At 35.8% G+C, this 17,958-nt stretch carries 12 protein-coding genes, 2 tRNA genes and 1 pseudogene; 3 read left to right on the top strand and 12 right to left on the bottom strand.

Annotation, left to right across the window (positions count from 1 at the left end):
* Both ACFINU_RS05970 and ACFINU_RS05965 read right to left on the bottom strand, forming a co-directional pair.
* A pseudogene (locus ACFINU_RS05970) lies at positions 1-634 on the bottom strand (type ISP restriction/modification enzyme); the annotation flags it as partial.
* A gap of 482 nt (positions 635-1,116) precedes the next feature.
* Positions 1,117-1,192, bottom strand: a tRNA-Lys gene (locus tag ACFINU_RS05965).
* Between the two features lie 436 nt (positions 1,193-1,628).
* On the opposite strand from ACFINU_RS05965, the gene ACFINU_RS05960 reads away from it, so the two are divergent.
* Positions 1,629-3,197, top strand: coding sequence for a TerC family protein (locus ACFINU_RS05960; RefSeq protein WP_375618346.1), 1,569 nt, complete (start codon positions 1,629-1,631; stop codon positions 3,195-3,197).
* Positions 3,198-3,849: 652 nt separating this feature from the next.
* Here the strand turns inward: ACFINU_RS05960 and ACFINU_RS05955 are convergent.
* The 4 genes from ACFINU_RS05955 to ACFINU_RS05940 form a co-directional block, all read right to left on the bottom strand.
* Entirely contained in the window at positions 3,850-3,951 is a 102-nt protein-coding gene (locus tag ACFINU_RS05955) for a hypothetical protein (RefSeq protein WP_375639765.1), read from the bottom strand.
* Between the two features lie 1,828 nt (positions 3,952-5,779).
* Entirely contained in the window at positions 5,780-6,046 is a 267-nt protein-coding gene (locus ACFINU_RS05950; RefSeq protein WP_375618347.1) for a hypothetical protein, read from the bottom strand.
* A 582-nt stretch (positions 6,047-6,628) separates the two neighbouring features.
* A complete protein-coding gene (locus ACFINU_RS05945) occupies positions 6,629-6,796 on the bottom strand; it encodes a hypothetical protein (RefSeq protein WP_375618348.1) in 168 nt (55 codons plus the stop codon).
* A 536-nt stretch (positions 6,797-7,332) separates the two neighbouring features.
* Positions 7,333-7,409 (bottom strand) — tRNA-Arg (locus ACFINU_RS05940).
* Between the two features lie 263 nt (positions 7,410-7,672).
* On the opposite strand from ACFINU_RS05940, the gene ACFINU_RS05935 reads away from it, so the two are divergent.
* Both ACFINU_RS05935 and ACFINU_RS05930 read left to right on the top strand, forming a co-directional pair.
* A complete protein-coding gene (locus ACFINU_RS05935) occupies positions 7,673-8,446 on the top strand; it encodes an NAD kinase (RefSeq protein ID WP_375618349.1) in 774 nt (257 codons plus the stop codon).
* Positions 8,447-8,591: 145 nt separating this feature from the next.
* Positions 8,592-9,995, top strand: a complete 1,404-nt coding sequence (locus ACFINU_RS05930) for a DEAD/DEAH box helicase (protein ID WP_375618350.1) — start codon at positions 8,592-8,594, stop codon at positions 9,993-9,995.
* 60 nt (positions 9,996-10,055) lie between these two features.
* Here ACFINU_RS05930 and gltX read toward each other — a convergent pair whose 3' ends face one another.
* The 6 genes from gltX to rpiA all read right to left on the bottom strand — a co-directional run bounded on the left by gltX (position 10,056) and on the right by rpiA (position 17,646).
* A complete protein-coding gene (gltX, locus tag ACFINU_RS05925) occupies positions 10,056-11,429 on the bottom strand; it encodes a glutamate--tRNA ligase (protein WP_375618351.1) in 1,374 nt (457 codons plus the stop codon).
* 10 nt (positions 11,430-11,439) lie between these two features.
* Positions 11,440-13,101, bottom strand: a complete 1,662-nt coding sequence (locus tag ACFINU_RS05920; protein ID WP_375618352.1) for an NAD+ synthase — start codon at positions 13,099-13,101, stop codon at positions 11,440-11,442.
* Positions 13,102-13,222: 121 nt separating this feature from the next.
* Positions 13,223-14,602 (bottom strand): class II 3-deoxy-7-phosphoheptulonate synthase, encoded by a 1,380-nt coding sequence (locus ACFINU_RS05915; protein WP_375618353.1) that lies wholly within the window; start codon positions 14,600-14,602, stop codon positions 13,223-13,225.
* 68 nt (positions 14,603-14,670) lie between these two features.
* Positions 14,671-16,062, bottom strand: a complete 1,392-nt coding sequence (gene gor / locus ACFINU_RS05910) for a glutathione-disulfide reductase (protein WP_375618354.1) — start codon at positions 16,060-16,062, stop codon at positions 14,671-14,673.
* Positions 16,063-16,266: 204 nt separating this feature from the next.
* Complete coding sequence (locus ACFINU_RS05905) at positions 16,267-16,836, bottom strand: DUF2059 domain-containing protein (protein ID WP_375618355.1); 570 nt, start codon at positions 16,834-16,836, stop codon at positions 16,267-16,269.
* A 78-nt stretch (positions 16,837-16,914) separates the two neighbouring features.
* Positions 16,915-17,646 carry a ribose-5-phosphate isomerase RpiA gene (rpiA, locus tag ACFINU_RS05900; protein WP_375618356.1) on the bottom strand — a complete coding sequence of 244 codons (732 nt, stop codon included), beginning with the start codon at positions 17,644-17,646 and terminating at the stop codon, positions 16,915-16,917.
* Between the last annotated feature and the right edge of the window lie 312 nt (positions 17,647-17,958).

Raw genomic sequence — 17,958 nt, 5'->3', positions numbered from 1 at the left:
TATCATCTTTAGTAATTTTTTCATTAGAATAAGCGGCTTTTAAATATGCTAATCCTTCATCAGTTATAGCATTACGCTTCTGTAAACCAGCTGTTGTGTTTGCTTCTGTAAAGTCTGTAAATAAATGGGATTGTTTTTTGTTTTTATTCTTTGAAATTGTAGTCTCTTCATAAAAATATCTTGGAAAGCATTGGCTAGCAGCCATAGCATTAACATCAGGTAAATCTTTTATCATTAGGGTAGAAAAACCATTTACTCCTATACCTGTAATTTGTATTACCTTATTTTCGACTACTTGCCCCATCGGAAATATACGAGGCATCTGGTAAGTTCTTTCATTAAAAATACGATTGTAATAGAGCCATTGCTTTGTAAAGGGACGATAAAGACTTTGAACTGAACAATTACTTTCAAATTCGGAAATTTTTCCTCTTACAAACTCTTCTTTTAGACTACTACTCCAACTGATTTTTTTAGCATCAACGTTAACAAAATTGTCTACAGCATTTTTACGTATCCTGCTATCAAAATGCCCATAAGCATTATTAAAACGTTGTACTTCGCTATTATAGAACGTGATCATGTTATTCATGTTTTTCGCTAAGCATTCACGACTTGAATTGTATGTCCAGCTAACTACTTTATTTTATATTGATTTACCCTCTTGGAATACTGATGATTATTACAGAAGTTTTTTGTTTAAGCGGGAGAGTTATCAAAAAATATCCACGCTGCTGACACAACTAAAGTGTAAAGTTTCTTCTGTCTTTAAACAATATGCTAAAAATCCCAAAAACTTTAATCAATTTATATTAAAATAAAGTGAAAACTGTTGATTTTTGTACCCTTTTAAATAACACAATTGTCGGTAAGAAGCTTCTCCTTACCAATTGCGACTTAAAAAAAAGAAACAATACGCATTAAAAGATCTTTAAATGTCCTTTGGAAGTTCTTTGAGTCCCCTAAAAAGTACAAACACCGATGACTAAGCTATATCAACAATCTTCACTTTTAAACAAACAGATATGGGGAAATCCTACTGCCCAATTTTATTTAGCAACTCGTACCTTAAAAAAAATTACGCAATCAATAAGTTATTTACGGTATAAAATAAAATGGTGGGTGATGAGGGGATCGAACCCACGACCCGCTGATTAAGAGTCAGCTGCTCTACCGACTGAGCTAATCACCCATAAGCTTCTCAAAAGACGAGAATGAGCGTTTCTATAACGCTCCTAAGGATAGATGTCCAGATATTTTGTTGTTTGTTATATAAACTCATTGTCTGTAAGATTAAAAATATGATATTCACCACTTGATCTTATATAAAAATAAACCCATTATAACAAGCTTTATAAATAAATGTTCTGATTGTTATACAGAACCTATAGTTAGAGGATTATCGAGCATAATGCCCGAGCGAAAATTAGAGGAACCTTCTTGTGGTTGTAAGCGGGATGGGGCATCATTTTGTTTTATCAAAAATCACATGCATTCAAGCAATATTGTACTGTTTTTTTCTTTGAATATAAGTTTCTTACATTCAATGTTCATGATCCAATATACGAATAAAAGCCTATGAATTTTTTTTGTCAATCGCGCGCTTTTAAGCTTCTAAAAGGTAAGGAATGATGGAATGGATCACTGATCCCCATGCGTGGTTTGGTTTGATCACGCTGGTTTTTCTCGAAATTGTTTTAGGAATAGATAACCTTATCTTTATTGCAATTTTAGCTGAAAAATTGCCACTGAATTTGCGTGACCGCGCACGCTTTATAGGTCTTACTTTAGCATTAATTATGCGGCTTTTTCTTCTTACCGTTATTGGATGGGTTATGAGACTCGATAGAGTAATTCTTTCACTTTCATCTTTTGTATTTAGTTGGCATAGCTTTATTTTAATCGGTGGTGGAGCCTTTTTGCTCGCAAAGGGAACGCTAGAATTACATGAAAGGTTAGAAGGAGTATCACATGAAAGAAAAACAGGCGTTGGTTATGCTGTTTTTTGGCAAGTAATCGTCCAAGTCGTGGTGCTGGATGCCGTTTTTTCACTAGACAGTATTATTACCGCAACAGGTATGATTGCAAAAGAGCAGGCAGCAGTTATGTATATCGCAGTCATAGCTGCTATGGGAGTAATGATGTGCGGATCTGGTGCTCTTATGCGTTTTATTAATCGTCATCCCACTATTGTAATCCTTTGTCTTGGTTTTTTGATGATGATTGGTTTTACTCTCATTGTTGAAGGATTTGGTTTTCATATTCCAAAAGGGTATTTGTATGCTGCTATTGGTTTTTCTGTTCTTATCGAAGCTTTTAATCAAATTGGACGTCGTAACCGTGAAAAAATGATTAAAACGAATGATCTACGCAGTAGAACAGCTGATGCTGTTTTGAGGCTCTTAGGAGGAGGAAGCAAAGATAGTCACCTTGCTGAGACTGTAGATGTTATTGCTGAACAGGCCGCAGCTTCTGAGTTGTTTAGACCAGAAGAAAAGGAGATGATTCGTGGTGTTCTCGATTTAGCTGATCGCCCTGTTCGCTCTATCATGTCGCCGCGTAATGAGATTGAGTGGTTAGATTTAAATGCTGATGAAAATGAAATGCGTGAAGAATTACAAAAGGTTAAACATAGCCGCTTAATTCTTGCGCGTGAAAAAGTGGATGAATTTGTTGGCGTTGCATTGACAAAAGATCTTCTTTTGAATTTGGCTGAGGGGAAAAAGATTAATTGGAAAAAAGCTATGCGAGAACCCCTCGTTGTTCATGAAAATACAAGTGTTTTACGATTGATGGAGCAATTACGTCATTCTTCGATTCAGCTTGCAATTATTGTTGATGAGCATGGATCTTTTGAAGGAATTGCAACACCAACCGATATTCTCGAAGCTATTGCAGGAGACTTTCCTGATGACGATGAAGAACTTATGATCGCAGAACAACTTGAAAATGGCAGTCTTCTTGTTGAGGGATATGCTGATATCCGCCGTTTAAGTGGTTATCTTGGGCGTAACCTTGTGGATGAAGCAGATCGTTATACGACTCTGGCAGGCTTTATGCTTTGGCAGTTTGGTCATTTACCAAATGAGGGAGAAAGTTTTGAAACTGATGGTTTACACTTTAAAGTGATTGAAATGGAACGCCGAAACATATCTAAAATCCTTATTTCTCCACTTGTATCACCAGAAAAAAGCTAATTCTTTTTATAAGCAAAATGAATAAAAAGATTTTTTTATGATTAAAAATTGAAAAGAATAAGCAGTTGATAACTCAATTGCATTTCATTATTTTTATATTTTTTTTAAGCGTAAAGTAATGACATACAAAAGTTATATTATCAATGAACTTTCCATTATAAAAAATTTTCATTGATGATTGACAAAAAGCTGGAAGAGAGAAAATGGTGCAAAATTATTTGTCAATGGTCATTAATCTCAAAACAATGAATATATACAACATATTGATTTATAATAATTATTTATTACAATATTACCTTAACATCAAGAAAGCCTCTTTCAAACATCAGATTTCCGCCAATGGATAAAACTCCACCATTGTTGAGTTCACTCAACTGATGATGGCATCTTTAAACCAGACTCTGGCTCCTATAATCTTTTTAGATCTTCTTGATATTTCTTAAGGAGCTATTCCTTAGCTTTTGTTTCGATAAATTTAGCTATTTTTTTCCTTCCAAGAATGAAACTCCACCTCTCTGGAAAGCTCTTATTAAGAACTTTGTTTTTCTTCCAGATGGTTCATATTTTTTACTACTTTTGCAATGAAAGCGTAGCTGTGTTGCTTAGATTTGACTACTTCTTTGACTAAAGCCAATACACGTTCAAAATGAAGCTATTGGGTATTTTCATCAAAGCCTAAATGATTCTCTGCACCGAAACTTTGATAATAAGATTGTAAGGTTGCAACATCACCCAATAAAGCCAGTGCACCAATATGAAGTAAGCTATAATCTGCATCATCTACCTTGATAACCTTTATGTGCCCTCCAACTTCACTCTATCGCCAAGGTGGTGCTCCATATCTGGAATAAAAGCATTTATGAAGATCAATTTTTTCTATCGCCTATTTCAAGACATAATCCCGCTTAATTCCAACCAATCCGCATATATTTCTTCTTCACAAACTCTCAACCCCTTTTTATAAAAATCAAGTTGTAGATCTTGTAAGTGCTGAGAATTGATAGGGATCAATTACCATATAGGCAGCAGCTAAAATACCAGTACTAATCGAAACTCCAACATCAACTTACGGATAACCTTTGATAATTGCGTCATTATAAAGAATTTGTACTTCACAATCTGGGAGTTGATAACATGCTGAATAATTATCTAACTCTTTAATTTTTTCAACAGACCAATCAAGATTTTTGAAGAACTCTGTTGCACTCTCCATGATTAAAAAATTCTTTGCTCTACCTCAAAAGAGGTTGTATCCATATCAAAAGTCAAAAGTCAAAAGCAAAGCAGATTTTTGCAAACAAAAGTGATAACGCCGTGTAAGAGAAGAATCTTATCAATAAGGTATTTGGTGATTTCTTTTGCAACGTCTAAACGAGATGGAATCTTATTCCTAAAAAAATATAATAAAGTCAATAGTTTGTGTGCAAATTATTTTATATGAATCCCATTTAAAATCTACACTTTTATACGTGATTTAATTAACCATTTTTCATAAACAATTACCATGTATGGATAGACCATAAAAAGCAAATCATGATGCAAATATTATAACGCATGTAAACATTCAAATGAAGTGAACGCAGCTATCATTCATAACAGTTCATAAATTTTATGATACGTTTTTATCACACACAAATCGCATTATTAAAAACGTAATCGTTTGAAATTATCGATAACATAAATTGCATGCGTTTAAAGAATGGTATGGGGTTTCCTCTTTTTTTGAGCTAAACCTTAAAAGAAATAATCATTTGAAACTATCATAGAATAGGTTTTAATTCATTAAGGGCACATAAAAGGATTTAAAGATAAGTCGATTTTAAAGCGGCGCTTACTAAAAAGTTAGTCAATAATAAGCAGACATTATATAGATATTATCATCACAATAGGTAATGAAATTGATAATGTTATGTCGTAGAAATCAAAAGATTTTTAATGATATAACGCAGGAAAACAAGCAAAAAACGTTTTAAAAGTTACAGTTTAAATGCAAAGTAAAAATACGCTTATGAGAACCTCACTAAATGAATGTTTAAACGTTTAGAGACATAAAATGATATCTCTATAAAAACGTTTGAAACCTGGGTTTTATAACAGTTTAAAAGCCTTAGATTTTATAAAAAGCGGTTGTTTATTGTCTTCTGAAAAGCTGCTTTTAAAACCAATGCTTGTAAATTTAAACAACGGGTTTTGTTACAAATATTCACTTAATACGCATTTTCTCTTGATTGTCTTGATATGAACCTACTAAGCGTTGAGACATTTTGATAATGTACTTTGTGTCAAATGACCACTTCAAAAATGCGAGCGTTATTCTTAATACGTTTTATAGCCATACAAAAGTGTTTATAGATTCTGTAATTCAAATGAGTGATTAAATATTATACCTGTCATTTACGTTCCTATTGATCAGTTTTAATCAATAGAATAGAGCGTTTGCAATATGATACGTTTTGTATATATGCATTATTGATTTCTTTTGTATGATTTGTAGTACCTCTATTTAAAAGCAGCGTCATATCAATGGCACAGCTTTCTTTTATGATGCGTTTATAACCATCAAAAAAGCGCCCCTACGTCTGTCATTTATTCTGTTTATCAATCTTGATAACGTTATTGCTTTCATAAACCTCAAAATTTATGGGAACCGAATATAAATCGCTATGTCTTTTTATTCTTGCATTGCCATAAACAGAGCTATACCCATCAGTATGATACCCCATGCTAGCATTGCGGTAAACCTTGCCTAATAACCGCATGATCATAAACCGCGGCATTGCTATGAATACGTGCACTACCGGATAATTTTGCATTCCCATAAACCCGCGCATAATGATAAACTCAACCATTATAAAAAAGATGAGCATTGTCATAAATATGAGCACAAAAATACACATAGGTTTTATCACATATAAGGGTATTGCCATAAAACATAGCCACCAATGGCAGTATTGCCATAGCCCCTTGTATTTTCATAAACACGACTAGATTTTACAACACGGCATTATCAGCAACCCAGCAATTGCCATCATGAGAGAGATTGCTCTTTCATTTTCAATAAAAGCATCTAGACCGCCTTTTTTACATCACCAAAATCTTTTAAAGCACGAATGCGATAATATATATACATGACCAGTCACGAAATCCATTTAATTGATCTATTCATATTTTAGATGGTTTTTTCTGATTAACAGGAGCGGTTTCATTTGCAATGGAAGAAATAACGGAGGTGTTTTTTGATATAGTTGTCATATTCAAGCTAATAATAACATATTCATTACCTAGGAGAATACCAACTCCTACACCTGCCTAAAGCGAAGAAATAATCCGCCCATTATGGCTATGCTGCATGACCATAATAGAACCCAAAACCATCATTCACCAACAGCAAAACGGATCAAAAGGACTAAGTGTTAACGCCATGGAAATAATTAAGTGCACTCATTACTATAGCTGCACAAGATAGTATGCGAGGAGTAAAAGATATAATCCCAATTACTGCCAAACGTAAAGAACATACTCCCAACTAAATAACCACCATAATTAGCGTTCGGTATATAAAAAAGTTGATTAAAGCTAAACAATCCCTCATCCAACATAACTGGCAATATTGGTGTATAGAGAAATCACCAGATAACCATATCAAAACCATATCGAATACAGCATTTTGAAACAATTCAAATCTTGACGGTTGTTTTTTCCCCCTTATTATTCCTTTAACTGGTGATATTCCTCATCCGCGTTCCATATCACCATAACAGCCTTTAACTCCAAAAATAGAATAAAAGCAAATTTAGCTATCTATTTTAATGCTCAAAACAATATATTTAGCGATCTACTGTCAACATCGTCAGATCAGTTGTACAATAACATATTGAATTAATATGTATTTTTATGTTATAAATGTTTATAGTTAAATTGAAAGCATATTTAGATAATCTTGCTTTTTTATCTCGATATTCAAAATGACTAACCGAAAAATTATATACGCAGCCGTAAATTTTACTTCTCTTGAAATTATTTGCTTATTCGCTACAAAACTTAATAAACAACTCAAATGACCATTTTCATAAAAGAGGAAATTGGCTTTTTTTAGGTAATATTGTTATTTAGGATGATATGAAGTTGAAGAATTTGGTGCACCCGACAGAATTCGAATCTGTGACCTCTGCCTTCGGAGGGCAGCGCTCTATCCAGCTGAGCTACGGGTGCTTCACACTGATTATTAAAATCAGTTATGGTCTTTTAACTAATCATACTCTTAGCTTCAATGCTAAATTATCATTCTAATAAAAAAATTACTCGTTTGTAATTTATCTAACGACGCATTCCTTTTACTTTTTAATGATACTTTACCTTGAAATAACTTCTCTTTATTCAATGCTCTTTTTATTATAAAAAGAGCTTTTATTACAACTTCAAAACTCTCAAAAATAAGTTACAACATAAATTATAAGTATCAGGATAATTTTTAAATGGCTACATTACCAAGTCGCTTTCATTTTATTTCCGCAGAAACTGAGGAGGCTATCAAAGCTACCCATAAATTAATTTCCGTTTATGGTCATTCTTCTCTGGAAGAAACTGATATTGTTGTTGCAATCGGTGGTGATGGGACAATGTTACAAACCGTACGAGATGTCATGAACACAGGCAAACCTATTTATGGTATGAATCAAGGTTCTGTAGGATTTCTTATGAATGAATTTCATGAAAAAAAATTGCCCAATCGTATTGCTGCCGCACATAAAAAAGAAATCCATCCCCTGCGCATGATTGCAAAATCTGAATGTCAAGATTCTATCGAGGCGCTTGCAATTAATGAAGTATCCCTCTTTCGGCAATCTTATCAAGCGGCAAAAATTCGCATCACCATTGATAACAACGTACGCATGGAACAATTAAGTTGTGATGGTGTCCTCGTCGCTACACCAGCTGGATCAACCGCCTATAATTTATCAGCACAAGGACCTATCTTACCTCTTATGGCTCCCCTTATGGCCCTCACTCCCGTTAGCCCTTTTCGCCCTCGGCGTTGGCATGGAGCTTTGCTTCCCGATACAGTAACAGTGCGCTTTGATATGCTTGAACCTGACAAACGCCCTGTAAACGCTGCTGCAGATAATATTGAAGTTAAATCTGTTCATTCAGTTACTATTGCAATGGCAACAGAAGTAACAGCTTCAATCCTTTTTGACTCAAATCATTCATGGGATGAGCGCATTTTATCAGAACAATTTCGCTATTAATGATTGTATTATGCGTTTTATATGTATATGATTGTTATAGTTAGTTTTTTTGTGAAAACATCTTAACACTTTTAAAGAGTGTAGAATATTGGTTATAATCATCATTAGATAGCGCAGTTAAAATCACAGAGCAGTTGATAAAAAAATGATACCATCTTTAAACAGTTTTGATGATTTAGGTCTTTCCGCAAAGGTTATTAATGCGGTGAAATCAGCGGGGTATACAGCTCCGACACCTATTCAAAGTGAAACAATTCCGCATGTCCTTCAAAGAAAAGACGTTTTAGGAATTGCCCAAACGGGAACAGGTAAAACCGCGTCTTTCGTATTGCCTATGCTCACTCTCCTTGAAAAAGGTCGTGCAAGAGCACGCATGCCCCGTACGCTTATCTTAGAACCAACAAGAGAAATTGCAGCTCAAGTTGAAGAAAATTTCGATAAATACGGCATAAATCATCGTTTAAATGTTGCTCTTTTGATTGGTGGCGTTTCTTTTGAACTCCAAGATCGCAAACTTGAACGGGGAGCTGATGTTCTTATAGCAACACCAGGGCGCCTTCTTGATCATTGCGAGCGCGGTAAACTGCTCCTGATGGGCGTTGAAATCCTTGTGATTGATGAAGCTGATCGCATGTTGGATATGGGCTTTATTCCTGATATTGAACGCATCTGTAAACTAACCCCTTTTACGCGTCAAACTTTGTTCTTTTCTGCAACAATGGCGCCAGAAATTACAAAGCTAACGAAACAATTTTTACATTCTCCTGTATCTGTTGAAGTTACAAAAGCTTCCTCAACAGCTACCACAATTACACAACGGCTTGTCAAATCTGGAAATAAATCATGGGATAAAAGAGCGGTTTTACGAGAGCTGATCCAAAATGAAGGTGCAGAGCTTCAAAATGCAATCATTTTCTGTAATCGAAAGAAAGATATCTCTGAACTTTTTAGATCGCTTATCAAACATAACTTTAATGTAGGGGCACTTCATGGAGATATGGACCAATATTCGCGCATGAACACCCTAGCTGATTTTAAAAATAATAAACTTACACTTCTTGTTGCTTCTGATGTTGCTGCCCGCGGTCTCGATATTCCAGCTGTAAGTCATGTATTTAACTATGATGTTCCGACACATGCTGAAGACTATATCCATCGAATTGGTCGTACAGGACGTGCAAATCGCAGCGGAAAAGCCTTTACAATCGTTACAAAAGCTGATCAAAAATATATCAATGCCATCGAGGAAATGAGTAATGAAAAAATTGAATGGCTCAATGGAGATCTTTCAACTTTAATAGCCGATGCTCAAACAGAAGATATTGTTGTAAAGAAAAAATCTTCAAAATCATCAAAGAAAACTGCTCCAAAAGAGCCTGTTGCTCACACTAAAAAATCTGTAGAAGAGAATAAAACAGAATATATCAAAAATGCAAATAATAAGGAGAAGCCATCTGAGCAACAACGCTCACGAAAAAATAAGAATTACACGCCCCTTGGATTTGGTGATGATATTCCTGCATTCATGCTCATAAAGACGCGTAGATAGACTCGTCCTTTACTCTCTGTAAGCATAAAGTAAATAAAAGATGCCTTTTAAAAGTTTCTCTTATTTCTTAGAGATTCTTTCTATTACCTTTTCACGCCCTAAAAGCTGCAAAAGCTTTCCCATTTCAGGTCCATGATCCATGCCCGTAAGTGCTTGACGTAATGGCATAAATAAGGACTTTCCTTTCCGACCTGTTTTTTCTTTTAATGCTGTTGTCCAAATTTTCCAACTTTCCTCATTCAAAGCACCTTCAGGTAAGAAATCGAGTGATTGACGCACAAATACACGATCCTCTAGTGCCACTGTATCAAAATTCTGTTCATCATGAATGATTTTCCACCACAAAACAGCATCATTGACTTTATCAATATTGCGTCTTATCGCGTTCCAGAAATATTCCGCCTTATCTCCCTCAATAGAAAGTTTTTTAAGGCGCATTTTAACGTCCTCATAACTTAGTTCATGGACAAGATGACTATTCAAAGAAAGAAGATCAGCAATATCAAATTTTGCAACCGATTTTGATGTATCTTGTAAATTAAAATGCTCTAAAAGCGCTGCTTGATGGGGATAGGGATGTACATTTTGTGATGTCCCAATCAAAACGGCAAGGCATTGAACAGCTATAGATTCAAATCCTTTTTCCCGTAGAGAACGAATAGAAAGATCATTATTACGTTTTGAAAATCCTTTTCCTAAAACTGTCGCCAATAAATTGGTATGAGCAAAAACCGGTAATTCTGCATTAAGAGCTTTAAAAAGAGCAATTTGAGCGCCTGTATTTGTAATATGATCATCCCCACGAATAATATGCGTAATAGCCATATCTACATCATCAACAATAGACGGCAATGTATAAAGATAGCTTCCATCTTCACGAATAAGAACAGGATCTGAAAGAGAAGCCAAATCAATCGTCTGCTTTCCCTTTATTGCATCATTCCAGCAAACTTCTGTTCGCTTTGTTTGTAAAGGATCACTTTCAAAATTAGGAAGAAGAAAACGCCAATGGGGTTTACGACCTTGAGATTCAAAGTTTTTTTTCTCTTCTGCTGTCAATTTTAATGCTGCACGGTTATAAATAGGAGGTAATTTGCGTGAAAGCTGGATTTTACGACGCCGCTCTAATTCTTCTGCAGTCTCATAACAGGGATAAAGAAGCCCGCGTTGTTTGAGAATTTCCGCAACTTCATCATATCGATTAAATCGCTTAGATTGGTAATAAATTGAATCTGGTTGAATACCAAGCCATTCAAGGTCAACAGCAATAGCATCAATATATTCTTGTTTAGAACGTTCAACATCTGTATCATCATAGCGCAAAATAAATTCTCCTTTATGCGCTTGCGCATAAAGCCAATTGAAAAGCGCAATACGGATATTGCCAATATGAATATAACCTGTTGGAGAGGGAGCAAAACGAACTTTAACCATAACATAATACTCAATTTTTATCGCGAAAATGATTGACTATAGGATAGCGACGATCGCGTCCGAAATTCTTGTAACTGATTTTTACACCGGGTGCAGATTGTCGCCTTTTATATTCAGCACTATAAAGAAGCTGTTCAATTTTCTCAACAATTTCCCGTGAATACCCACGTTGAACAATATCACCAATACTCATGTCATTTTCTACAAGAGATTGCAAAATATCATCTAGAATAGGATAAGGTGGAAGTGAATCTTCATCTTTTTGATTTTCCCGCAGCTCTGCAGAAGGCGCTTTTTCTATAATATTGGATGGAATGACAATTCCTTCTGGTCCTCTCAAATTGTGCAAGTGATTTTTATTGCGCCACTCAGCTAATGCATAAACCTGCATTTTATAAATATCTTTAAGAGGATTAAACCCACCATTCATATCCCCATACAATGTTGCATATCCCACAGCCATTTCTGACTTATTGCCTGTCGTTACCACCATTGAGCCGAATTTATTTGAAAGCGCCATTAAAAGTGTACCGCGTATACGACTTTGAAGATTTTCTTCTGTGACGTCAGAGGATAACCCTGAAAAAACAGGTGCCATTGTCTTTAAAAAAGCCTCAACAGGTTGTGCAATCGGTATGATTTCATAACAACATCCCAAAAGATCAGCACATTCTTTGGCATCTTTTAATGATTCTTGCGAAGTATAATGATAGGGCATCATAATGGTGCGAACCCTCTCAGCACCAAGAGCATCCACCGCCATTGCCGTACACAGGGCTGAATCAATTCCTCCTGAAAGACCAAGAATAACATCCTTAAAGCCGTTTTTATTAACGTAATCTTTCAAACCTAAAACACAAGCTTGATAATCGGCCGCTAATCCATTGAGAAGACTTTCATTAGGACCTGAAATACAGTACCATCCCGTCGTTGTTTTTTGCCAATGGCTTAAAGCAATATGGCTATCAAAGTGTTTCATTTGAAATATCTTTTTGCCTTGTCCATTCAAGGCAAAAGACCCGCCATCAAAAACGAATTCATCTTGACCACCAACTTGATTAGCATAAATAATTGGCACCCCAGATTGTAGAGCTTGCGTATGAACAACATCTATACGTCTTAAAGTTTTATTACGATAGTAGGGAGATCCGTTAGCGACAAGAATAATTTCCGCTCCTTTATCTTTAAGCTCTGTACTAAGAGAGGAATCATTCCAAATATCCTCACAAATGACTATTCCTAATTTAATTCCATGATAAACAATAGGCTGAGGACGTGGACCTGAAGAAAATAAACGCTTTTCATCAAATTCAGCATAATTAGGTAAATCAAACTTCAAACTTTCGGCAATGACTCTCCCTTCATCAAGAAGCATGACACCGTTGTAAATATTGCCATTGCGTCTTAATGGAAGTCCAATGACAATTCCTGGTCCGCCTACGGTTATCTTTGCTAATTTCTCAACAATCTCTTCACATGTTTTTGTAAAAGCAGGTTTTAGAACAAGATCTTCCGGCGGATAAGCGCTTATAAAAAGTTCTGTGAATAAAACAAGATCTGCCCCCTCTTCTTTGGCCTTTTGATGCGCCATGACAGCTAAAGAAAAATTCCCCTCAATATCACCGACAATAGGATTTAATTGAGCAATTGATACCCGAAAATCATTTTTCATAAGCCTTTGTATCATTTCATCAGTTTAGTAACCACAACTTTATTCTTCATCATCGGAAATATCATTTTTTAAAATTCTCTTCTGCCATAATGATCTAAAAAAATATTAGGCAAATTTTTGCCTACCCCCCAGCAGCAATTGCTAACGAGTCAGTCACGCGATTTTTTTTAAGGAGTTCAGCAACAAGAAAAGCCAATTCTAACGCTTGATCTGCATTTAACCGTGGATCACATTGCGTATGATAACGATCAGATAAATCGTCCACAGAAATGGCATGCGCCCCTCCTGTACATTCAGTAACATCACGACCTGTCATCTCAATATGAATGCCTCCTGGATAAGTTCCCTCTCCACGATGCACTGCAAAAAAATTCTCTACTTCTTTTAAAACATAATCAAAGGGACGCGTCTTATAACCATTGGCAGTAATTGTATTGCCATGCATTGGATCACATGACCATATAACCGCACGCTTCTCGCGTTCAACGGCACGGATGAGTTTAGGCAGATAACTTTCAACTTTATCATAACCAAAGCGTGTAATGAGAGTAAGCCGCCCCAGCTCGTTTTCAGGATTTAAAATATCAATTAATTTTAAAAGCTCATCAGACTCAATGGAAGGACCACATTTTAATCCTATAGGATTCTTAATGCCGCGACAATATTCAACGTGAGCATGGTCAATCTGACGCGTACGGTCACCAATCCATAACATATGACCAGATGTTGCATACCAATTTCCTGAAGTTGAATCAATCCGAGTCAAAGCCTCTTCATAACCAAGCAACAGTGCTTCATGACTGGTATAAAAAGATGTTTCACGCAATGAAGAATGTGTTTTGGATGTAATCCCTATAGAACGCATAAAATCAATTGCTTCAGAAATACGCTCTGCCAATAATTCATAACGTTCTCCCTGCGGACTGTTAGAAACAAAACTCAACATCCATGTGTGAACATTTTCTAAATTAGCATAGCCGCCTTGTGAAAAAGCACGCAATAGATTAAGTGTTGCCGCAGATTGGCGATAAGCCATAGACATCCGTTGCGGATCTGGAATACGAGAACCTGCTTCAAATTCAATGCCATTAATAATATCCCCACGATAAGCAGGAAATTCAACTCCCTCTTTTCTTTCAATATCAGAAGAGCGAGGCTTTGCAAATTGACCAGCAATACGACCAATTTTAACAACTGGTTTAGAACTACCAAAGGTCAAAACAATCGCCATTTGCAAAAATACACGAAAAAAATCACGAATATTATCAGCTTCATGTTCTGCAAAGCTTTCGGCACAATCACCACCTTGCAATAAAAAAGCTTGTCCTTTTGCAACAGCTGCTAATTCATTTTTTAAATCACGTGCTTCACCGGCAAAAACTAAAGGAGGGTAACTTCTCAGTTTTCGTTCAACATCTTCTAACATAGACTTATCCGGATAAGTCGGAACTTGTTTAATTGGCCTTGTTCTCCAAGAGTCAGGTGCCCATTCTTTTATCATTACACTCTCTCTAAAGATTAATCTTACAGATTAGCATATCAAAAGCTTTTTACCGCAATATATGCTGTTTAACTTTCTATTTTCTTCCCATTTTCATATATATAACTTGGTTTATACATCGTTACCAATTCTTCTGCCATCGTTGGATGCACTGCCATCGTTTCATCAAAGATATCCTTCGTCAGCTTTCCTTTGAGAGCTATCCCAATAAGCTGTGCCATCTCACCAGCATTTTCCCCTAAAATATGAGCGCCCACAACAATACGGCTTTCACCATCAACAATGAGTTTCATAAGCATTTTCTCTGAACTACCAGAAAGAACATTACGCATAGGACGAAAAACTGTACGATAAATTTCAAGACGCTTATAATGCTTTACCGCCTCCTCTTCTGAAAGACCAACCGTTCCAATCTCTGGCTGTGAAAAAACTGCTGTTGTAATTAAATCATAATCAGGTGTTGTTGGAATATTCTCAAATGCTGTCTTAACAAAACACATTGCATCATGAATCGCAACGGGTGTTAATTGAATATGACCTGTTACATCACCAACAGCCCAAATATGGGGGATATTTGTTGTCATTTTCTCATCAACAACAACTGCACCAAATTCATTCACCTTAACACCTGCCCGCTCAAGTCTTAAACCCGTTGTATTTGGTACACGCCCCGTAGCCAACATAATCTGATCGGCTCTGATTATTTTCCCATTTGATAAAACAACTTCATAACAATTTTCTGCAGCCTGCACTTTAGAAATTGTTATGCCATAGAGAATAGAAATCCCTTTTTCAATCATTGCATCGCTGAGCAATTGCCGCAAATCATGATCAAAATTACGAAGGATTAAATCACCACGATGAAGAAGTGTTGTTTTTACACCTAATTCATGAAAAATATTAGCAAATTCAACACCAATATACCCTCCCCCAACAATCACTATTGATTTTGGGAGTTGATTAAGGTCAAAAATCTCATTAGAAGTAAGGCAAAATTCACCACCTTCTATGGACGTATTTGGTGCAAATTTTGCCCCTGTTGCAATCAAAATTTTTTCTGCACTTACCCGCTCACCCGTGGCAGAAAGCTCTAATGTGTGATCATCTATAAAAGTAGCACGACTTTCATAAATATGCACATTGTTATTTTCTAATCCCTTACGATACAACCCTTCTAACCTTGATATTTCTTTATTTTTAGCTGCAACCAACTTTTCCCAGCTAAAAATTGGATCCGCATATTCCCACCCAAAACCAACACTTTTCTTAAATTCTTTTACATATTGTGATGCATAAACATAAAGTTTTTTGGGAACGCAACCACGAATAACACAAGTGCCCCCTATACGATATTCCTCTGCTATAGCGACCCGCTTGCCAAGACCTCCAGCAAGCCGTGCTGCACGCACTCCACCAGAACCACTTCCAATAACAAATAAATCAAAGTCAAAAGAGCCCACGAATTATTCCTTCTTATACATCTGCAAGAGTAGGCTAAGATCTTTTATTATCAAATAAAAGTCTTTTTTTCTTTTGAAGAAGCCTTTTTTATAAAGCAGTATTCTAAAAAGACTTATTCTCATTAAAATATTTAAAACGGCGGGAAAACCGCCGCTATTTTAAAAATCAGAAATTGCCCATTGGTTGTCATGATATCAATCAAGCTATTTTTTATTTCCTGAAGATTCTGATTTTATAGGCACATTTGTAGGCATCGTAGAATTATTAAAATTAAGTGTTTCAGACATCTCTTTTCTCACATTTTCTACAAGATCCTGCATAAAAGCAGTACGCCATATATCAAATGCTGAGTAAGAATCACGTGCGATATTGGGAACTTCTGTCAAAAACTTTTTACCGGTATCAGAATTATAAAATGTTGTTATTGCATCAAGTTCTTTTTGAGTAAAATATTTTGCATATACATGAGCAATCTCTTTTTCTAGATCAGAGCGCCTTTTAATTAAAGCAAGCGCCTGCTTATCAACAATATCAGAAATATCCGCTGCCAAGTTTGGATCATCCCTCATCAGTACAGTTTTAAGATCTTCTACCGCATTTGGTAAAAAACTATCAAACTGATCCGTTGCGTGAATGGCACTTATAGCTTTTCTAGCTGAATCTAAATGTTGATCGCTCACACCTTGTGCATAAGCCATTCCAATATTCACAACAAAAACGACAACTACACCCAAATATACGACAAAACGCTGAAAAGAAAATATTATTTTCATTTAATGATTACCCCGATCGCTAATTATAATTTTAATTCGTTATTCTACCTAAAATCTTTAAGACCCTTTTTTACTGTGCTAACATATCGTCATGAAACTGTCTTCTCTAAAATCAAAAGATTCTAAAATTTTTGTTTGACCATCAGCCATAGCGACAATTGCACGTGAAGCCAACCCCAAAAAAAGTCCATGCTCAACAACACCAGGAATAGCAAGAAGTGCATCCGATAATGGTTTTGGTTGCAAAATGCAGCCCCAAAATGCATCAAGAATAAAATGGCCACCATCTGTTTCAAAAGGATTTTTTCCATTCATTCGCAATGCAATTTTTCCAGAAAGCCCTAAATCATCAGCAACTTTTTCAATGGCTCTGCATGTTGTGTGGATACCAAATGGATTAACTTCAATTGGTAGTGCAAAAGCACCAAGTCTTTTTACCACCTTTGTTTCATCCGCAATGACAAGCATTGCACGAGATGCCGACGCTACAATTTTTTCATACAACAATGCTCCCCCTCCCCCTTTAATGAGCATCATCTCAGGACCAATTTCATCTGCTCCGTCAATATCAAGATCCAGCTCAGGTATTTGTTCTAAAGTGCTAACAGGCACTCCAAACTTATGACAGAGTTGTTCAGAATATTTTGAAGTAGCAACACCAGTCACCCGCAAACCATCCGCAACACGCTCACCTAGAAGACGAATAAATTCATTGACTGTCGAACCAGATCCGATTCCAAGCCGCATACCATCTTCAACAAACTCAAGCGCTTTAATAGCTGCCATTTTTTTTAACTGCTGAACATTCATAAATGACTTTGCCTTCTATCCGTATAAGCAGCATTTATCACCCCTATTACCACCGATAATAATGATAATAAAAGATAACCTCTTGACGCAATCTATTTAAATTGACCATCATCTTTTGCTTGAAGAGATGTTACTCGTTATAGAAATATATGATAAGAATAAAATAGAATAATCAACAATTATCTTTTTTATTTCTTTGAGAATATTTGTTAGCATTTTTCTCATTCAATAAGAATTTTTGATTTATTTTGTGCTATCAATAGGATGCACAAAGATGCACATATCAATTTTTTTGAAAAAATTAAAATGATC

It is taken from the genome of Bartonella sp. AC130YNZD (assembly GCF_042196865.1).
Classification (GTDB): Bacteria; Pseudomonadota; Alphaproteobacteria; order Rhizobiales; family Rhizobiaceae; genus Bartonella.
The sequence above is the reverse complement of the archived record's forward strand: the minus strand, read 5'-3'. Positions and strand labels throughout refer to the sequence as shown.